This window comes from Ferrimonas senticii DSM 18821 (genome assembly GCF_000422665.1).
Taxonomy (GTDB): Bacteria; Pseudomonadota; Gammaproteobacteria; order Enterobacterales; family Shewanellaceae; genus Ferrimonas; species Ferrimonas senticii.
In genome coordinates this window covers 143916-161489 of record NZ_AUGM01000001.1, presented here as the reverse complement: position 1 = coordinate 161489, position 17574 = coordinate 143916, and the positions used below count along the sequence as shown (strand labels likewise).

Below are 17574 nucleotides of genomic sequence, written 5' to 3'. Positions count from 1 at the left end.
GCGCAGTAGATCCTCTATTGCGCCGTTTTTCTTTGTATTCGTAAGCGTGACTGATAGCCTTGCGCCGTTATCCCCAAATCAGATTGTTATGAGCCAAGTTACTCGCCGCCCACTGCCCTACCCTTGTGATCCTCTGCCACTGTTTGCCCCGCTCAGTGAGCTGCCTTGGGCGATGCTGCTCGACTCCGCCATTGCCAGTGACAGTAACAGTGCCAGTGCTAGCACACTAAGCCAACGCCATGTGGACGCCCGCTATGACATCATCAGCGCCGAGCCGCTGGCGACCTTGGTAACCCGTGGCCTTGAAACCGAGATCCGCATTGGCGAGAACCACCATACCAGTGGCGAGGATCCGTTGGCGCTGCTGCAACAACTGCAGCAGCAATTACTGCCGACCATTGACGATGTTGAGCTGCCATTTTGCGGCGGTGCCATCGGCCACTTCAGTTACGATCTTGGCCGTCGTTTTGAACGACTGCCCGCCACCGCCGCCGACGACATCGGCCTGCCGGAGATGGCGGTTGGGATCTACAACTGGGCGCTGCTGTTTGATCATCAACAGCAGCAGCTAGAACTGGTGGTCATTGGCGACGAACAAGCGTGGCAGCAGCGACTCAACTGGCTTGAACAGCTGTGGCAACAACCGCTAAATGCAGCCAACGACTTTGCCTTAAGCGGCCCGTGGCAGCACCAAATCGACCGCCAACAGTACCAGCGTCAATTTGAGCAAGTGCAAGCCTATCTGCGCAGCGGCGATTGCTATCAAATCAACCTAACCCAACGCTTTAGCGCCGGTTATCAAGGCAGCGAATGGCAGGCTTACTGCAAACTGCGCCAAGGCAATCTAGCGCCGTTCTCCGCCTTTATCCGGCTGGCGGATGCCGCCATTTTGTCGGTATCGCCAGAGCGATTTTTGCAGTTAGACGGTGATGCCATTCAAACCAAACCGATCAAAGGCACGCGCCCTCGTGGCGCTACAGTGAGCGAAGATTTGGCCAATGCCGACGCGCTGCGCAGCGCCAGCAAAGATCAGGCGGAAAACCTGATGATTGTCGATCTGCTGCGTAACGATCTTGGTCGGGTTGCCAGCGCCGGCAGCGTGCGGGTACCAAAACTGTTCGATATCGAAAGTTTTCCCGCCGTGCATCATCTGGTGAGTACCGTTACCGCCACCCTCGCACCGCAATACCATGCGGTCGATCTGCTGCGCGCCTGTTTCCCTGGTGGTTCCATCACCGGCGCGCCGAAGATCCGTGCGATGGAGATCATTGAACAGTTAGAACCCCATCGACGCAGCCTTTATTGCGGTTCGATTGGCTATCTGTCGGCCAATGGCAAGATGGATACCTCGATCACCATCCGCTCGCTGGTGGCCAAAAATCAGCAACTGTATTGCTGGGCTGGCGGTGGCATCGTATTTGATTCGGTCTGCAATGATGAATATCAAGAAATTTTCGATAAACTGTCGCGGATTTTGCCCCGTTTACAATGAAGTAAGCTGGGATCCGCCGCGAACACGCGGGTTGTTTGAAGTGATATAAGGCAAAGGGATTGCTATGAAAATCAGGATTATCGTCGCGTTTTTGGTGCTTATCGGCTGCTTTGCTGGGCCATCGGTACTGGCCAGCGACCGCCTCAGCAGCAGTAATGAGTCCACTCCAGCGGTGGACTTTCCGCTGCAAGTTAACGGTGCCGACTCCCTGTTGGCACTGTCGCAGCAAGGCTACGTCTACCTCGATTTCTGGGCCAGTTGGTGCGGCCCTTGTCGCTATTCGTTCCCGTTTATGAACCGCTTGCATAACGAACTGGGCGATAAACTAACGGTGGTCGCAGTTAACATCGATGTCGAATCAAGCGATGCCGAACCGTTTCTACAACAGTACCCCGCCGACTTTGCCATTCACTACAACCCCGACAGTGACATTGCCGAGGCTTATCAAGTACGCGGTATGCCTTCCAGTTACCTGATTAAAGATGGCCAGATAATCTTAAAACACGTTGGTTTTCGTAAAGAAAAAGCCGACGATATGTTTAATCAAATCGCCGACATCGTGAAGTAACTCACCACCCCATGCAGCAGTCCGAATTTCTCCAGCGCTTTTTGCTTAATCCGCTGCCAACACTGGAAGATCCGCTGGCATCGCGATTAAGCCAGCATCCACAGCTGCGCGATGCTGCCGTGTTGATTGCGTTGGAACCAAGCCCACAAGGGCTGCAACTGCTGCTTACAGAGCGCACCAGCGAGATGCCAACCCACGCTGGCCAAATCGCCTTTCCCGGTGGCAAGGTCGACCACAGCGATCGCGACTACTGGCATACCGCCAGTCGTGAAGCATGGGAAGAGATCGGCCTGCCAACCAGCCACCTGTACCGCATCGGTGAATTAGCGCCGTTTCACACCATCAGTAAATTTCGGGTTAGCCCGCAAGTGGCGTTAGTCACCAAACCCTTTACCGAAGTGCTATCCCAGCGTGAAGTCGCCCGCCTGTTTCGCGCGCCATTAACCGATTTTTTGCCGCAACAGCAACGCAGCTTTGTTCGTTTAAACCGCCAAGACCAACTGCATCAGGTGTACTTTATGCCCCACAGAGTCTGGGGCGCCACCGCCGCCATATTGGAACAACTGGTTAAACAGCTTGGGTTTGGAGCGGCGGGGAATGATTTGAGTTAGGGTAATGCCTTACTAATAGGCGCATAAACGCTCGGCTAAAATTAGCGAAAAAGGAGCGCAAGCCAAGCGTTTTGCGCCCTTTTAAGTAACTTGTTAGGTAACCTTGCCCACATTTTTCAAATGTAAAACAACATGAAAAATGCCTATGAACAAAGGGCAAATAAAAATATAACCAAACAAATAAACTGTTGCATCATCATGAAGGTTAAGCTGAATGTAGCTACCATTGAATAGCCACAAAGAAGCAACCAGTAAAGAACCTACGCCACACAAAAGAAACCAAAACCTTTTACGATACGAGATTTTTAAACCCCAACATACTGAAGTAGAGCCAACAAAGCCTAATATGCCCATAACGCCAAGCGCCACAAAAGCAATTGCCATAGGGAACGCTTTATCGAATAAACTTAGTGCACCTGAAAAAACACCTAAGCAGGCTAACGCAACCAATATCAACGATGGCACCCAGCCAAATATGATTGAAATACCAATTATGAGTTGATTGCGGAATTCCATTTGTTACCTAACGCCCTAATAATGGGTGAAAACAGTTTGCTAAAATGTTGAGGAACGAAAACAGCAAACTGTTTTTGCCCAAATTAATTAGCTTGTTATAACTATAGTGACTCATGCTCAAAATATACTGACACATAGTCACCATTTATTAATAAATTTTTCGCATCCAACTTTGATATGGCTTGTCGCAATTCTGGACTAAAGTGCTTATTAACATCGAAATTTATAAAAGTTTTCCGACCGCATTCATTTGTTATTTCATTAGCGGAGTTAACCCATTTTATGTACTCAACTTTACTGCCTGAGTAAATAATTACTTGCTGAATGCTTGGTGCAAAGTCAATATCGGAACCTGAATGGTACATTTTTACATTACCATTTAGTAAAACTGATATGTCCTCAACACATTCTGGTTGCACAATGAATGGTACAACTAAATTTTCGTCAGGAGATTCTTTTGGGATTTGAAATCCAATAAAAACACCGACAAAAAGAAAAGTAATTGTGGTTAGCAAGAGTTTAATTTGAAGCTCCATTTGTGAAGTAGTTATAACGCCCGCATAATGGGCGGATAATGCTTGGCTAAAATTAGCGAGGAACGAGCGTCAGCCAAGCATTAGACGTCCATTCATTAATGCGCTTGTTAGGGTTACTGCGATACTTGATAACCCAATGATTTTACTTCCTGAATTGTGTCATAAACTACTTTGTTTTTAGCTGATTTGTCAACCTGAATCATAACCACAACAGATTCACAAGACTGCTTAACCAATTGATGTTTTGAATGAAGTAAACTCTCAGAAAAATGTGAGCTACCAATTGTTACCTGGTTATCGTTTGAAATTGACACCCAAACACTTCCTTCTGAAACGGTACCAGTACAAGTAACGATATCAAATGGCTTTTCACTGCAACCGACACAGCCAAAAACAAATATTAAACAAATGAATCGGAATTTTTTCACTTACTTTCCTTGTAACCCTAACGCCCCAATAAGGGGCTGATAAATGCTTGGCTAAACTTGTGTAGCGAAGCGGAACCGAGCCAAGCTTTAGCAGTCCCGCACTTAATTGGCTTGTTAGTTGCTGTTTTGAGCCCAAACAGGAATTCGTAAGTTTTTTGAATTATTTACGATTGTTTTTTGAAATGAGCTTAACTCTTGCCCTTCAACATTAACAGTTAAACTTAAAGCAACGAAACCTTCAGGCATATATTCTGAAACTACAAATTTAGTTCCAACTGGAAAGTTAATACCCGATTGAGTGCTTAAGTTTTTGTTTGAAACCCATACTTCCGATGAGTCTTCTTGAAAATGTGGATAAGCAAAAACTGTTATTGCTCCAATTACAATTCCTACAAACAGGGTTAATAAAGACTTCATACTTTCCTTAGCAACTAACAGCTTATTAGGAGGCGCAATTCCTCCTATCCATCCGTTTCCAAGCATCCTAACACGCCATCTCAATCGGCATCACACTTGAAATTTAGTTATTATATCAATAGCTTACCTTTAATATCCACGACAATTCTCGAACAAAAAGAAGACGCGAGCAGCCAAAAGCGAGAATGCAACAATTTATCGAGAATTTGAGGCGGACAACCAGCCCACTAGCAATCACCTACTAAAAGGACGTCAATAATGCGCCCTTTTTGGGGTAATTTCTCCGGTTTAGTCAGGCAGGACTGTAAGCGCGTTGTCCTGCCACACCATGCGATGTACCCGTACCTTATTTAAATAGCGATTCGGTTCGTCGTAGAACGAGGTGCGAATATTATCCACTCCATCCCAGATGGTCGGCACATTGTGGAAGGCGACTTCAAATTTGTCGGCACTGACGGTGGCGATGCCAACGCCATGCTCCCACATTCGCGCAAACTGCAGCTGCGACGTTTGCCCCGGTGCCTTACTGGAGTTAACGGCAATGGTGTCGAAGAAATATTTGAGCATGCTGGCTTCTTCCGGCACATCACCAAGCTGACTGAGCAGCCCGGTTAAGCCTTGATCTAAGAACGAGCCAAAGGTGCCGGAGCTAACAGATGAGGTAGTAAAATCGACCGAGCCATTGCCGCTGTTCGGATCAAGCGCGTGAGTACTGACAAGGTTGGCGTGAATGTCGCCCGCTAGGGTGATTGTGCCAGTCGGCGCCAGCAGTTGTTGCACCAAGCTCTGTTTGTATTGTGGCAAGCCATCCCAGTGATCGACGTTCAGGTAAAACTGTTGTTTCAGGGCGCTAGGCACCAAATCGGAATCGAGGATCGCCTCCAACTCGGCAACGCCGCTGTCAGGTCGAGAGGGCGACAGATCCGCCAGCAATGGCGCAAAAGAGACCGAGCTGGCCATCACTTTATGGCTGGCATCACTTTGGCTAAGAACCCCAGTTAGCCACGCTAATTGCTGTTGATCGTAGGCGCTCTGCACACTTTGACCTTGTTGTTGCGCTTGCCATTCCATAAACCCAGCGAACAGATCAAAGGTCGGTTTCACCACCAGATAGCGTGCCCCCAGATCCGAGAATAAGGTGGTTTTACCCATGGTGTAGTAGGCCAAGCCGGTCTCGCCGGTTTGTTCCGGCAAGGCGGGCAGCGCCAACAGTGGATGACCACTCGGTAAGGACGCTTGCACTGCGGCCAAGACTTGATTGAGGTAGCTGCTGGTGAGCTTACCTTGCACAGCAGCACTGGCACGGATCGCCGCTTGGCTGGCGGACTCGGCGGGTTCCAAATTAAGCCAGTTGATCAACTCTTGGGTGTACAGATCGGTGAATATCTCAGTAAACGCCGCCTTATAAGGCGCCATCTCTGCGGCATCAATGTCGATCACTGGGCTCATCTGCGCCAACACCCCCGCCACCGCTTCGCTGGCCATGCCGGTGGCGGTTAAAAAAGCGGTTAAGGTAGTTTGATCAAGAGCAACTGCCGCAGGGAAAGCGTCTTCGGCGATCAAGTGGTCCGGGCGGAAGGTACGGTAATCCGTTAGTGCGAGGTGTAGATGTTGGCCAAACCGCAATTCGCGGTAAATCTTGGTATTGGGAAACAGCTGTTCTTCGCTCACCGTCATCTGGCCGGCGCTGCTGTCGCCGTGGGCCTGCAGATGATCAATCGGCATAAACTCAAAATAGGCTTGCTCGGCGCGACGTTTACGTTCGGCATTAAGCTCTGATGTACTGCCATCCAGATAGGTGCCATTGGCTTGCCAGCTGTCGTCGGAAAATTCGTGATCGTCCCAAATGGCCACCAACGGGAAGCGTTCATGCAACTGCTGCAAGATCGGATCGCTGCGGTAGGTTTCATACAGTTGGCGGTAGTTATCTAAGCTCGATGCGGCGTAATAAGGGCGTTCGGGATCGCCAAGGGCAATCGCCCCCGCTTGGTCACGGAATTGAATACGACGTTCATCACTTTCGTCTTGAAAGCCCGAATCGCCAACGGTTTCGTAGATGTAATCACCTAAGTGCAACACAAAGTCGAGATCGTCTTGAGCCAGCATCGACAGATAGGTGTTGTAGTAACGGCCGGCAAAATCTTGGCAAGAGGCAAAGCCAAACTTTACCGGGCGATCGGCATCCACCGCTGGTGCGGTTTTAGTGCGGCCAAGATTGCTGTGGTACCAGCTGTCACCTTGTTGGTAGAGGAAACGGTAGTAATAGTGTTGATCGGCGGCCAGATCCGTCACTCTTACTTTGAGGCAGTGGCCATGCTCGGCGCTAACGTCGAAGGCTTCATCCACCAGCAGTTGCTCAAAGTCGGGACTTTCGGACACTTGTAAAATCAGACTGAGGTCGTCATCCCCATCGACACCGCGAGTCCACAATATGACCGAATCAGGGCGTGGATCGCCGGACATAACCGATTGCGGAAAAAACTGCGGCCCCGGTTGTGGCGTGATTGCCGGATCAGTGTTGTTGGTCGGTATCGGCTGTTGCTCATTATCGTCGGATGAGCAGGCGGTTAAACCAGTCAAAGAGAGTGCACTGGCGGAAACCACCAAGGTGTGCAAAAAGCGGCGTCGTGTGAAGGTCATGTTCCGTCCTTAGTCCAAAGCATCTACTAGGGCGCGACATCAATAAAATCGCAAGAGATAACACTTTGGTATCAGATCGTTACGTGAATGTGAACCGTTTTGATAAGGGCAGAACGCAGGGAGTGGTGGATGCTCTTACTCGTCAAACTCAGTGAATCGCCACCTAGACGAGCAGCTAGCATCATTCAGCCTGTTTAAGACGTTGCAAAATACTGCAATCCTGAACTTTGTGGCTATCGCAGGTGGTCAACGCAGTCAGGGTCGACTCTAGCTTGGCTAGCTCCCGCTGGGTTTGCTGAATCTTCGCCAACTGCTCAGCAATAATGTCATCCACCACCGAGCAACAGTCCTGAGGCTGCTTTTGCACTTCCACCAACTTGCGAATATCGCTCAAGGCGATATTGAGCGAGCGACACCTGCGGATAAACACCAACGTATCCACATCCTGCGGCCCATAAAAACGGTAACCATTGGCACTTCTTTTGGCCTCTGGCATCAGGCCTTCCTGCTCGTAATAGCGAATGGTCTTGGTAGGAACCTGAGTAACAGCAGCCAGTTCGCTTATTTTCATTGTTGACCTTCCAGTGGCTGTAACCTTTAGCCTGCATCTTATTGTTTAACCTTTGTTTAACACCATGGGTCACAGCAAGATGGCTAAATTATCTCCCGTAACTCTACTGTTACTCTCCCTGGGCGGTGCTTCGGTTGCCACAGGTGCACTTGCCGATAACAACACAAATAGCAGCACAAATAACAGCGCAGACAAAGCCCACGCCAGCGAGGCTCATCACAGCCAAGATCACTCAGAGGCTGAACATAAAGCTCACGCAGATAAAGATGAGCATGGGCATGACGAGCACCAAGGCCACAAAGACGAACACGGCGATGACCACGGTCATGCTGACGAGCATGGACATGACCACGAGATAGAGCGGATTGTGGTGCAATCCACCCGCCTTGGCCGAGTCATCGATGACCAGCCTATGCGGGTTGAAGTAATCGCTCGTGAGGAGATTGAAGAGAAAGCCGCCATGCGTCCCGGCAACATCTCTATGTTGCTGGCCGAAACCGGTGGCGTACGGGTACAAACCACCTCGCCGGCATTGGGCAGCGCCAATGTACGCTTGCAGGGCTTGTATGGTCGTTATACCCAACTGCTGGCCGATGGCCTGCCACTATATGGCAACCAGGCTTCCTCTCTGGGGCTGCTGCAGATCCCACCGACAGATCTGGGACAGGTCGAAGTGATAAAAGGCTCGGCCTCATCCCTGTATGGCGGCTCGGCACTGGGCGGGGTGATTAACCTGATCTCAAGAAAACCGGGCGATGAGACAGCTGGCGAACTGCTGCTGAATGCCACTACCGAGAATGGCCAAGATATTACCGCCTACGGTGAGGCGCCGATAACAGACTCGCTTCAAGGCTCCATTACCGCCGGCGCGCACTATCAAAGCCTTGAAGATATCGATGGTGACGGCTGGGCCGATCTGCCTGAATATGAACGCTATACCCTGCGCCCAAGAGCCTTCTATCAAGGTGATGCCGGTGACACCCTGTATGCCACAGCAGGCTTTATGACTGAAGATCGCCGTGGCGGCACCTTGCATAGCTATACCGTTGCCGACGGCAACCCGTTCGTGCAAAAGCAAGATACCCAGCGTTTTGATGGTGGTTTGGTCTACTCCCGTCCGGTGGCAGAAACCCTGACCTTCAATACCCGCGCCTCTGCCATGGTGCAGGATCATTTCCACGCCTATGGTGTGGATCAAGATAACGACCAGCACAGCAACTATCAGGTCGAAGCCAGCATGTCGGGTTATCTGGATAATCTGGATTGGCTGGTCGGCGCCGCATACCAATTGCAGGAGTACGAATCTGATAACTACTCGGTTTTCGACTATCGCTATGAAGTGCCGGGCCTGTTCGCCGTGGCGGATTTCCACATCTCTGATGACTTAATCGCATCGGTTAGCGGCCGCTTCGATGACCACAGTGAATATGGCAATCAATTCAGCCCGCGCCTGTCCATGCTCTACACCCTGGATGACCTGACCATTCGCGGCTCCTGGGGCCAAGGATATTACGCCCCCACCCCATTTGTGGAGGAGATTGAAGCCGCGGGTTTGTCCCGACTGGAGCCATTGGGAGATCTGCAAGAGGAAACCGCAGAAACTGCATCGCTGGATTTCAGCTATCGCTTCGATGACTTGGAAACCAGCCTGACCCTGTTTGGTTCGGATATCCACAACGCCACCGAGCTGGAAGCTTTCTCCTCTACTCCTAATGGCCCATTGGATAGCGTGCGTCTGGTTAATGCCAAGGGGGAAAGCCAAATTCGTGGCTCCGAAGTTTTGCTGCGTTACTACCTAGGTGATATCAAGCTGACCGCCAGCTATTTGTATCTGAATGCCACCGAGCAGGAGGCTGATACCGGTCAGCGCCAGCAAATGGCATTGACGCCTGAGCACTCCGCAGGCTTTGTCGCCATGTGGGAGCAACACGGCAACTTTCGCGCTGGGTTCGAGGCCTACTACACTGGCACTCAACGCCTAAACGACAACCCCTATATGGATAAGTCAGAGCCATACTGGCACTTAGGGTTATTGGGGGAGATCACCACTGGCCGCTTCAGCTGGTTTATCAATCTGGAAAACCTGCTGGATATTCAGCAGAGCGATAGCCACCCTCTACTACTACCTGAACGCGCCCCATCCGGACAGTGGACTACAGATATCTGGTCCCGCAACGACGGCTTTATTGCCAATGCAGGGGTTAGGATTAAATTTGGCTAACTTGGATATCTAGCCAACTGAGGCAGTTGGCAGCCGGACCACGGTTAAATTGGAAGGTTTTGGAACGTCATTTTAACGCGTGATAACTGCATGCCACGTCCCGCTTTAACATGGATAGCTTTAACCTACCCTATGGCAGCAACGGTACTGAGGTAACAGCATCGTTGCTGTCTTTAACAACAATGGTACTGCCTAAGGTAATTGATCAGCTTCAGCAATAGTTGCGCCCAGCAACATTGAAGCGGCCAACAAGCAAGAAGCAATCATTTTGCTGACATTGTCTTCAATCAGATAGTTAACAGGCAGCTACCATCACGCCCAATTAAGGTGTGAAGCACGCAACCACGAAACCCAACCATACCACCGTAAACACAAAACCCAACGATGGAATGAAAAATGCCAAGCGTTGGGAATTTGTCTTAAACGCTTTGTGAGGCAATTTTAAAATGGCAATATTTTATCAGTCATAACATCTGCCGCATATAATTCTTTTTCTAAAGATAGAACTTCATTTTTAAACTTACTTTTATCGAACGAAGTTGATAATTTTCGACAAACTTTCCTCTGCTGAGCGAGACTTTTAATTAAATAATCAATAGACAAAACAAAGCTACCATTTAAAGTTTGAAAACTTTCATAATCCTCTTGCTCACAGTACGAAATACTCTCGGCAATATCTCGGCTAATTAGACCCAGGTAGTCTGATATAACATGCTTTGCGTACGTAGAATATTCAACGTATAATACCGATGACAAAGTGTCACCCCAATAAAATTCTTCTACATTACCATCTTCATCCACTCTGACCTTTGAATCTCGGCCGATCAAATTAAGTAAAGAGCTATAGTTAATTGACACCTTTCCATTGGAGTCTAAGCATAATACTGTTTTCTTATAAGGAATTAAGAAATATTTTGTATAATTTCTCGCATCGATTGTATCTAAAAATGATAATACATTCTGCCACTTTCTAAACTCATCAAAATTATCAATTACCATTTGATAAAATTTCTTTTTTTGGCTTTCGCTTAACCTATGAATAAATACGGCTGAGAAATATTCCTGTATGCTTTTATGTGTGTAGGAATAATCATCAAATCCATCCCTAACTATCAATGCAGTAATACTAGATATATCATCAATCAAAGCATCTTCTAAATTATCACCCAACCTTTCAAGCTTAGAGGCGTCTTCTAAATACCGCCTAAACTTATAAGAAGTAAAGCGAGTATGGTTATCATTTAAAGATAAAAAGCTTAAACTATCAAATAGCCTTTGCATTTGGTAATCAGTAAGCCCTGATTTCCTTTGTCTCTCAAAACCTATTTTCATACGGTCATGCCGATAAAGCATAGTTGGAAAAATTAAGCTATAAAATTCAGAAAGGCTATCTGGTTTAAATTGCCGCGCATTATATGTTATAGAAAATAAAGTTAGTAACAGTGGTGATGTTGTTACGTCAGAAAGAAAAGGACTATCATTTAAAATTGAGTTAACACTATCAGACTGCGCTTTTGATCTATAAATATGCTCTATGAATTCATTTTGAACTGATAAGCTCATGGGCTCTATTCTTAATTTTGAGAACTAGAATGATGAACCCATTCCTGAATCAGGACGTGAAGAAACGACTATTCGTAAATCAGAAAAAGTTCTAACTATATTTTCTAATTCACGAGCAGTCTTAGAACGTTTTTCATTAGGTATTTCATCAAATCCATCCAAAAATAGAACAACTTTACCTGATTTAGCTAAATAATCAAAAGTTGAAATATCTAAGGTAACACCTAACTCGCCAAGAGCAGATATTAACTCATGCTTCAAAGACTTTTCATATTTTAAATTTCTAAATTCAATAAAAATAGGTATATATGAACTACTTTTTGATTCATTAATACATATCTTACGCAAAAATAACGATTTACCTTGCCCCGGACCACCTTCAACCAAAATGTGTTTTTTCCCAAATTGACTGAATGTATCTATATTGTGCCCGTCGAAAGATACAGCCTTATCAAAGAAGATATCATTTAATGAAACTATTGAGTCAGGATTTAATATAGTTTTTACTTGCCCAACTCTTTCAATATTTTCTTTGAAAAATTTCAGTTTTTCTATAGCAAAGACTTCTGAAATTTTTTCTTTCACCTTCCCTGAAGCAGCTTTAACAAGATCATCAACCAAACCATCTAAGCCACCGGTTGCCTTATTAATTATTGTATCCAGCATAAGCGAGCCCTTTCTTTGAATTTCATCACGTACCTACTCTGCTGCCTAGCAGCTTATTAGGAGGCCAAATTCCTCCTATCCAGCGGTTTACAAGCATCCTATCATGCCATCTCAATCGGTATCATACTGGAGATTTGGCAAATTAGATCAGTGTCTTACATTACATGATCTCGGTAATTCTCGCAGAAAAGGCAGACGTAAGCTGTCAAAAGCGGGCGTGCGACGGCTATCCTGCCACTTTTAATAATCGTTGTAGTGTTCAGACCGCTGGGCATGGGAGTTACGCCCACTTGCAGCCATTGTGATTTTTGCGACTGATGTAGTTGACGACCCAATCTCGCACTGGGTTTTCTTTGTCATCAATCCACGCCACACAACACAGTGGATGCTCTGGCTTCACTTGCAGTGGTTTCTCGATCAGACAGCCTGAGGCAATGAGTGGATCCGCAAGATGCGAAGGCATACTTCCGATGCCAATCCCCTGCACAAAAAGCGGAATGGCACTGGACCAACTGGGGGTAGTTAACCGTCTTTGGTTATCAAATTGCCAGGCCGCATGTTTAAACAATACTGCCGATGAATCCTCGGTTCGAATAAACGGATATTGAATAATCTGCTTTGAGGTTAACAACCCTGTCTCAGCGGCTAGAGGGTGCTCTTTAGCGACCACAAACTTCCAATGACCGCGCGCCAGCTTTTGATGTTTTAAATGTCGAATGATCGGCACAGCAAACGTAGTCCCAAGCACCACATCGGCCTGCTCATTGGCAATGGCATCCCACATTCCGTTAAACGACCTTGAGGAGATCATCAATTCAACGTCTGAATACTCGGCATAAAAGTCGGCAATTAACTGGTTGAGTTGATCTTCACTTATCGCATGGTCGATCACTATCGAGATACCGCTCACCCAGCCATTAGCGACCTTTCTGGTTTGCAGTTTCAGGTTGTCTAGCCTGGAGATAATCTCTCTGGCTTCCTCAACAAAAAAGGCACCAGATGGGGTTATCTCAATTGATTTGTGATGGCGCACAAACAGCACCACCCCCAACTTCTCTTCCACCTGTCTAACCGTATAGCTGACGGCGCTAGGCACCTTATGCAGTTCGTCCGCCGCTGCGGCAAAGCCACCATTGCGACTAACCGACTCAACCACTTGCAACTCTTGATAGGAGAACATCTTTCAACCTATAGCACATAGAAAATGAATCAAAATTTTTGATTCTTGGAGCGAAAATTTAGTGTTTCACAAGCCCAAACACAAACATTACCTTGTCGCACCTTCTGAAATTACAGGCTTTTAGAGTGAATAATTTTGTATCAAAGATGACCTTCATCTGGTTTTCTGGACTGAGCATGTTGAGTTATCTAGTAACAGACATGTACTTGCCGGCGTTCGAGTTCATTCGTATCGACATGAGCACCTCGGAATCCGCTGTCGGCATGTCGTTAACTGTCTTTCTTGCTGGCATGGCCATCGGCCAACTGATCTATGGCCCTTTGTCCAATAGATACGGACGCAAGCCAGTGCTTTTGATTGGTCTTGCCATTCTGGCCTGCTCCACTGTGGTGATCGCGCTTTCCAGCAGTATTGAAGTGTTTCTTATCGCTAGATTCATTCAAGCAATCGGCGCTTGCAGTGCATCAGTGATTTGGCAAGCGGTAGTGATTGACCGCTATCAAGGTAGGGAATCCCAGAAATTGTTCGCGATGATCATGCCACTAGTCGCACTATCACCGGCGCTGGCGCCTTTACTGGGGGCGGTGCTTCAATCCCACTTTGGTTGGCGAGCGATCTTTGCGGCCATCATCGTAATCACCTTACTCATTATCTTGATGACCCTAAGAGAAAAAGAGAGCTACCAGACAACCAAAAAGATTGCGACTGCGAAACGATCTATTCTGGCGGATTATAAAAGCATCATTACCTCGAAAAAATTCACGGGGAATATGCTGTTATCCGCTGCTGCCTCTGCAACATTTTTTGCATGGCTAACCGGTTCACCATTCGTTATGAACAGTATGGGGTATTCACACAATGAAATTGGGTTGTGGTATATCCCGCAAACCATCGCGTTTATTGTTGGCGGTTACACCTGCAAATCACTATTGGAAAAATATAAAGACTCACAAATTTTACCGGTATTTATTCTACTATCTGTGGTCAGCATTCTATTGATTTCAATCTACGCCTACCTAGTTGCAGCGACCACCATTGTACCTTATGTCGTGGCCTTTTGTTTTATCGCTATTGGCAATGGCGCAATCTACCCATTAGTTATCAATCGCGCACTGGAGGACTTCAAACAATGCAGTGCCACGGCCTCTGGACTGTTTAACTTTTTACAAACGGTATTTTGTTTCGCAGCCAGTGCATTTGTATCTGCCTTTGCTGAATACGGGATTCACGCAATTGCCGCCGCTATGTCGGCGATGCTGGTGATATTTTTTGCTGGCAGCAACATGATCATGCCAGTCATTAGCTTCAGAAGACGCACAGCCTAATTGTTGCGCTACCGGAGGATATGGATGGTCTCCGGTAGTCGAGCGGATAAGCCCACTCCCTTCCCTTTAGCTGCGCTTTTACTTGCGCCACTTGGCATTATTGCTCGCAGGCAAACGCTATCATCGTGGCAGTTTATCCATCAGTTGCTATCCGGCTAAAGCGCCTTGTTAAAAGTCTTTACTAATCACCGCCTCCGGCACCATCATCCGAGCCTCCTCCATCAAATCCACTAATTGACGAAGAGGAAGGACTCGATGACTCGATCAACAACGATGAAAATGAGAAGTCACTTGCTCCGTTAAACAGGAGTGCTGAGATATCACTTCTCATGCTTCCATAATTACAGGTCTCACCTAACTCCTGATGAATCCGGTCGAACTCTTCTTTAGTGCAATACATCGCATAGGCAAAGCAATGAGTCGTTGTCGCCGTAGAGCTAGAACCCAACCTCTTTCGCTTTATTGCAGAATCCACCTCTAGCTTTGTGTAGTGATTTTTCCAACCATACTGAGCCTTCAAGTCCTGAGGAAGTTTTCGTGCGTACTTCTTTATTCGACGATTTTTGAAAAAACTTTGGAGCATACTCGGTCTTCCCTAGACACTTAACGCCTCAATAACCGGCGTGCGTCCGGCGCTGAAGGCACGTAGTTGATTGTCTTATTATACATTTTCATAGTTGAACCAACAAAAGCAAACAACCAAAAATTATCGTAATGATAATGAAAATCTTCCCTAACTAAGCGCCACCTTGCATTTCCATTTGATATTTTTCAACAAACTGCGTTAATTCTCGACCATCATCAATGTTGCCACAACGAGGAAATTTGCCAATTTTTTCTTCAAATTTTCTGGTACAACGAAAACATTTTATTATCTTCTTGAATTTCTTAAAATAGGGAATTTGGTACATCAGTATTTTCTTCCTTGATTATACATAACGCGCCACTTTGCGGGAGCAGCTTGCCCGGCTAAAATTCGCGAGGGACGAGCGCTGCCGGGCTGGTTTAAATCCGCCTACAGTGCCTGGTTACATGCTATAAATCGCTAAATATTTGGTTCACTGTCAAAATTTTGGTATATAGCTTATTTAGGTCATTAAAGACTACACTGTCTCCTTTATGTTCACGAATAAAGGAAATTAGATCGTTCACCTCGTTATCGTCATTTATAATCAGATAGCTAATATGTTCCATATCGAACTTTAGCTTTTGAGAAGCAATTTTATCCATTGCCTTCTCTCTCAACATCAGCTCCTTCTTATCCAATCCGTTATATATATCTTCCCCCATAACCATTAGGCAGTCAGCATCTATTGGAGGCACATATCTCCACTCTCTTTCATCATAAAAACGATATTGCCTATGTGTTTCTGTTTTTCTTATAAGATCTGCCTGATAATTCTTAATATACCTAAATGTGTCATAAAAACATCTATTCGGCCTACTTAAATCATCAATATTACCATCCTGCTCATGAACAAAAGCATCGTAGGCAATATCAAGACACCGACCAAGACTCGCCTTAGAGTCGATATATAAAACAGGATTTAGGCCTGATTTAGTTGCCCAATCACGTGTTAGCCCTATTCCATAGTTTCCATACTTTTTTATGTGATCTTTTACTTGTGATAGTGGAATATCACAAAAACTAACCATGGGGATATACATAACATAATTATGACCATTAAGGTAGATTGACTCTCGGCAGTAGGTCACTTTAAAACCGTCTTTCAATATACCAAGAAGTGAATCTACAGAACTAGTATAATGTATTAGTGAACTTGCACTTATAGCCATAAAAAATCTCCACACTATGTAATTTTAAAAGTCTAAGGTCCATTATTGATTCATTTCGAAGAATAACCGAACTTGATCAAATTAAGATGATGATATTTATCAAGCTTGATGTGGCTCATAACACGCTGATTCTGATATGCAATCGAGCATGTAACGCTCTGCTAAGGGGTGAGCGATGCGATACCGAAGGCGCTGCAAACCACCTTAATCACTAAATTCAACGCATAGTGAAAATGCCACGCGTTGCGAATCCCTCTTGAGCAGTTTGTTAAGCATTTACCTGAGTGAGCTTCGACCACTCTTGCTTTGTACCAACTGCAAACAAACTACCTATCAACAAACAGGTACCTGAACTTATCAGCCAAAAAGTTAAGGTATTATCTGGGAAGCTTGGCATTAGTACTGAGAATGAAAATGCTCTGAGGAGAAAAACACTTGTTATCACTACTAAAATGGGACGCGTAAAAGGAAGTTTCTTTATTACGCCAGCCCCCGCTAACGCAAAAATACCCCAAAGGCACAAAATTACTGCTATTGAGAGCGTGACCAGTGTAGGATACCAAAGCCCTTGCTCTGCCATTTGTGCCATCGCTTCTCCGGCTCCGAGCATTCGATACCAGTCAGGCCCAAATACAATACATCCCAAATGAGCTAATGCTGCAAAAAAGCAACACGCTGAAGATGCTATGAGGCATCTGTTCTCTTGACGATTCATTCATCCTCCTTGATGCCTAACAGCTTATTAGAAGGAACGATTCCTCCTATCCATCGGTTTCCTTGCATCCTATCGTGACATATCAACCAACATAGAATCGGTAAAATTTTCATTTGGATTCGTAATTTAAATGAACCTACCAGCTATGATTTTAGAAATAAAGCGAACGTGAGTTGTCAAAAGTAGGAAACCAAGCTCGCCGTGATGCATAGTCACTTGACTGGAATACAATCCCTGCTGTTTTTACGGTGAACTGCAGTGAAGAAATCCTAGCTACTGGGATTTGTCGACATGATGGATCGACTTTCGCTCGGTTAACTGCGCTTTT

18 protein-coding genes are annotated in these 17574 nt (G+C 46.3%); 5 read left to right on the top strand and 13 right to left on the bottom strand.

Annotation, left to right across the window (positions count from 1 at the left end; genetic code table 11):
* The first annotated feature begins 88 nt into the window (after positions 1-88).
* The 3 genes from pabB to G506_RS0100745 all read left to right on the top strand — a co-directional run bounded on the left by pabB (position 89) and on the right by G506_RS0100745 (position 2671).
* Positions 89-1492, top strand: coding sequence for an aminodeoxychorismate synthase component I (pabB, locus tag G506_RS0100755; RefSeq protein WP_028115208.1), 1404 nt, complete (start codon positions 89-91; stop codon positions 1490-1492).
* A gap of 64 nt (positions 1493-1556) precedes the next feature.
* Positions 1557-2060: a TlpA family protein disulfide reductase gene (locus G506_RS0100750; RefSeq protein WP_035386866.1), complete on the top strand. Its 504-nt coding sequence runs from the start codon at positions 1557-1559 to the stop codon at positions 2058-2060.
* 11 nt (positions 2061-2071) lie between these two features.
* A complete protein-coding gene (locus tag G506_RS0100745; RefSeq protein WP_028115206.1) occupies positions 2072-2671 on the top strand; it encodes an NUDIX hydrolase in 600 nt (199 codons plus the stop codon).
* A 93-nt stretch (positions 2672-2764) separates the two neighbouring features.
* Here G506_RS0100745 and G506_RS0100740 read toward each other — a convergent pair whose 3' ends face one another.
* The 6 genes from G506_RS0100740 to G506_RS0100725 form a co-directional block, all read right to left on the bottom strand.
* Positions 2765-3187 (bottom strand): hypothetical protein, encoded by a 423-nt coding sequence (locus G506_RS0100740; protein WP_028115205.1) that lies wholly within the window; start codon positions 3185-3187, stop codon positions 2765-2767.
* A gap of 101 nt (positions 3188-3288) precedes the next feature.
* The gene (locus tag G506_RS0100735; protein ID WP_028115204.1) at positions 3289-3723 is read right to left on the bottom strand and encodes a hypothetical protein; all 435 of its coding nucleotides are present in this window, start codon (positions 3721-3723) and stop codon (positions 3289-3291) included.
* Positions 3724-3836: 113 nt separating this feature from the next.
* Positions 3837-4151 (bottom strand): hypothetical protein, encoded by a 315-nt coding sequence (locus tag G506_RS20805; RefSeq protein WP_156904747.1) that lies wholly within the window; start codon positions 4149-4151, stop codon positions 3837-3839.
* 114 nt (positions 4152-4265) lie between these two features.
* The gene (locus G506_RS20800; RefSeq protein ID WP_156904746.1) at positions 4266-4634 is read right to left on the bottom strand and encodes a hypothetical protein; all 369 of its coding nucleotides are present in this window, start codon (positions 4632-4634) and stop codon (positions 4266-4268) included.
* Positions 4635-4856: 222 nt separating this feature from the next.
* On the bottom strand, positions 4857-7208 hold the full coding sequence (locus tag G506_RS18335; protein WP_051201786.1) for an alkaline phosphatase D family protein: 2352 nt from the start codon (positions 7206-7208) through the stop codon (positions 4857-4859).
* A gap of 181 nt (positions 7209-7389) precedes the next feature.
* A complete protein-coding gene (locus G506_RS0100725; protein ID WP_028115203.1) occupies positions 7390-7779 on the bottom strand; it encodes a MerR family transcriptional regulator in 390 nt (129 codons plus the stop codon).
* Between the two features lie 79 nt (positions 7780-7858).
* On the opposite strand from G506_RS0100725, the gene G506_RS0100720 reads away from it, so the two are divergent.
* Positions 7859-10000 carry a TonB-dependent receptor domain-containing protein gene (locus G506_RS0100720; protein ID WP_028115202.1) on the top strand — a complete coding sequence of 714 codons (2142 nt, stop codon included), beginning with the start codon at positions 7859-7861 and terminating at the stop codon, positions 9998-10000.
* Positions 10001-10441: 441 nt separating this feature from the next.
* On the opposite strand, the gene G506_RS21065 is transcribed toward G506_RS0100720, so the two are convergent.
* From G506_RS21065 to punR, 3 genes are all read right to left on the bottom strand, one after another.
* Positions 10442-11563: an NACHT domain-containing protein gene (locus G506_RS21065; protein ID WP_205619444.1), complete on the bottom strand. Its 1122-nt coding sequence runs from the start codon at positions 11561-11563 to the stop codon at positions 10442-10444.
* A 24-nt stretch (positions 11564-11587) separates the two neighbouring features.
* The gene (locus G506_RS21060; protein WP_205619443.1) at positions 11588-12229 is read right to left on the bottom strand and encodes an NACHT domain-containing protein; all 642 of its coding nucleotides are present in this window, start codon (positions 12227-12229) and stop codon (positions 11588-11590) included.
* A 280-nt stretch (positions 12230-12509) separates the two neighbouring features.
* Positions 12510-13409, bottom strand: coding sequence for a DNA-binding transcriptional activator PunR (gene punR / locus G506_RS18325; protein WP_035386865.1), 900 nt, complete (start codon positions 13407-13409; stop codon positions 12510-12512).
* A gap of 146 nt (positions 13410-13555) precedes the next feature.
* Here punR and punC point away from each other — a divergent pair, with 146 nt between their 5' ends.
* The gene (gene punC / locus G506_RS18320; protein WP_035386864.1) at positions 13556-14734 is read left to right on the top strand and encodes a purine nucleoside transporter PunC; all 1179 of its coding nucleotides are present in this window, start codon (positions 13556-13558) and stop codon (positions 14732-14734) included.
* A gap of 181 nt (positions 14735-14915) precedes the next feature.
* On the opposite strand, the gene G506_RS21290 is transcribed toward punC, so the two are convergent.
* The 4 genes from G506_RS21290 to G506_RS0100685 form a co-directional block, all read right to left on the bottom strand.
* Positions 14916-15317 carry a DUF6559 family protein gene (locus G506_RS21290; protein WP_028115201.1) on the bottom strand — a complete coding sequence of 134 codons (402 nt, stop codon included), beginning with the start codon at positions 15315-15317 and terminating at the stop codon, positions 14916-14918.
* 154 nt (positions 15318-15471) lie between these two features.
* Entirely contained in the window at positions 15472-15645 is a 174-nt protein-coding gene (locus tag G506_RS20795; RefSeq protein WP_156904745.1) for a hypothetical protein, read from the bottom strand.
* A 124-nt stretch (positions 15646-15769) separates the two neighbouring features.
* A complete protein-coding gene (locus G506_RS20235; protein WP_028115200.1) occupies positions 15770-16531 on the bottom strand; it encodes an abortive infection system antitoxin AbiGi family protein in 762 nt (253 codons plus the stop codon).
* Between the two features lie 268 nt (positions 16532-16799).
* Positions 16800-17246 carry a hypothetical protein gene (locus G506_RS0100685; RefSeq protein WP_028115199.1) on the bottom strand — a complete coding sequence of 149 codons (447 nt, stop codon included), beginning with the start codon at positions 17244-17246 and terminating at the stop codon, positions 16800-16802.
* Positions 17247-17574 lie beyond the last annotated feature (328 nt).

Coding starts and splice junctions, on each gene's coding strand:
- pabB (WP_028115208.1), top strand. CDS start 89: ATGAGCCAAGTTACTCGCCGCCCACTGCCCTACCCTTGTGATCCTCTG.
- G506_RS0100750 (WP_035386866.1), top strand. CDS start 1,557: ATGAAAATCAGGATTATCGTCGCGTTTTTGGTGCTTATCGGCTGCTTT.
- G506_RS0100745 (WP_028115206.1), top strand. CDS start 2,072: ATGCAGCAGTCCGAATTTCTCCAGCGCTTTTTGCTTAATCCGCTGCCA.
- G506_RS0100740 (WP_028115205.1), bottom strand. CDS start 3,187: ATGGAATTCCGCAATCAACTCATAATTGGTATTTCAATCATATTTGGC.
- G506_RS0100735 (WP_028115204.1), bottom strand. CDS start 3,723: ATGGAGCTTCAAATTAAACTCTTGCTAACCACAATTACTTTTCTTTTT.
- G506_RS20800 (WP_156904746.1), bottom strand. CDS start 4,634: ATGCTTGGAAACGGATGGATAGGAGGAATTGCGCCTCCTAATAAGCTG.
- G506_RS18335 (WP_051201786.1), bottom strand. CDS start 7,208: ATGACCTTCACACGACGCCGCTTTTTGCACACCTTGGTGGTTTCCGCC.
- G506_RS0100725 (WP_028115203.1), bottom strand. CDS start 7,779: ATGAAAATAAGCGAACTGGCTGCTGTTACTCAGGTTCCTACCAAGACC.
- G506_RS0100720 (WP_028115202.1), top strand. CDS start 7,859: ATGGCTAAATTATCTCCCGTAACTCTACTGTTACTCTCCCTGGGCGGT.
- G506_RS21065 (WP_205619444.1), bottom strand. CDS start 11,563: ATGAGCTTATCAGTTCAAAATGAATTCATAGAGCATATTTATAGATCA.
- G506_RS21060 (WP_205619443.1), bottom strand. CDS start 12,229: ATGCTGGATACAATAATTAATAAGGCAACCGGTGGCTTAGATGGTTTG.
- punR (WP_035386865.1), bottom strand. CDS start 13,409: ATGTTCTCCTATCAAGAGTTGCAAGTGGTTGAGTCGGTTAGTCGCAAT.
- punC (WP_035386864.1), top strand. CDS start 13,556: ATGACCTTCATCTGGTTTTCTGGACTGAGCATGTTGAGTTATCTAGTA.
- G506_RS21290 (WP_028115201.1), bottom strand. CDS start 15,317: ATGCTCCAAAGTTTTTTCAAAAATCGTCGAATAAAGAAGTACGCACGA.
- G506_RS20795 (WP_156904745.1), bottom strand. CDS start 15,645: ATGTACCAAATTCCCTATTTTAAGAAATTCAAGAAGATAATAAAATGT.
- G506_RS20235 (WP_028115200.1), bottom strand. CDS start 16,531: ATGGCTATAAGTGCAAGTTCACTAATACATTATACTAGTTCTGTAGAT.
- G506_RS0100685 (WP_028115199.1), bottom strand. CDS start 17,246: ATGAATCGTCAAGAGAACAGATGCCTCATAGCATCTTCAGCGTGTTGC.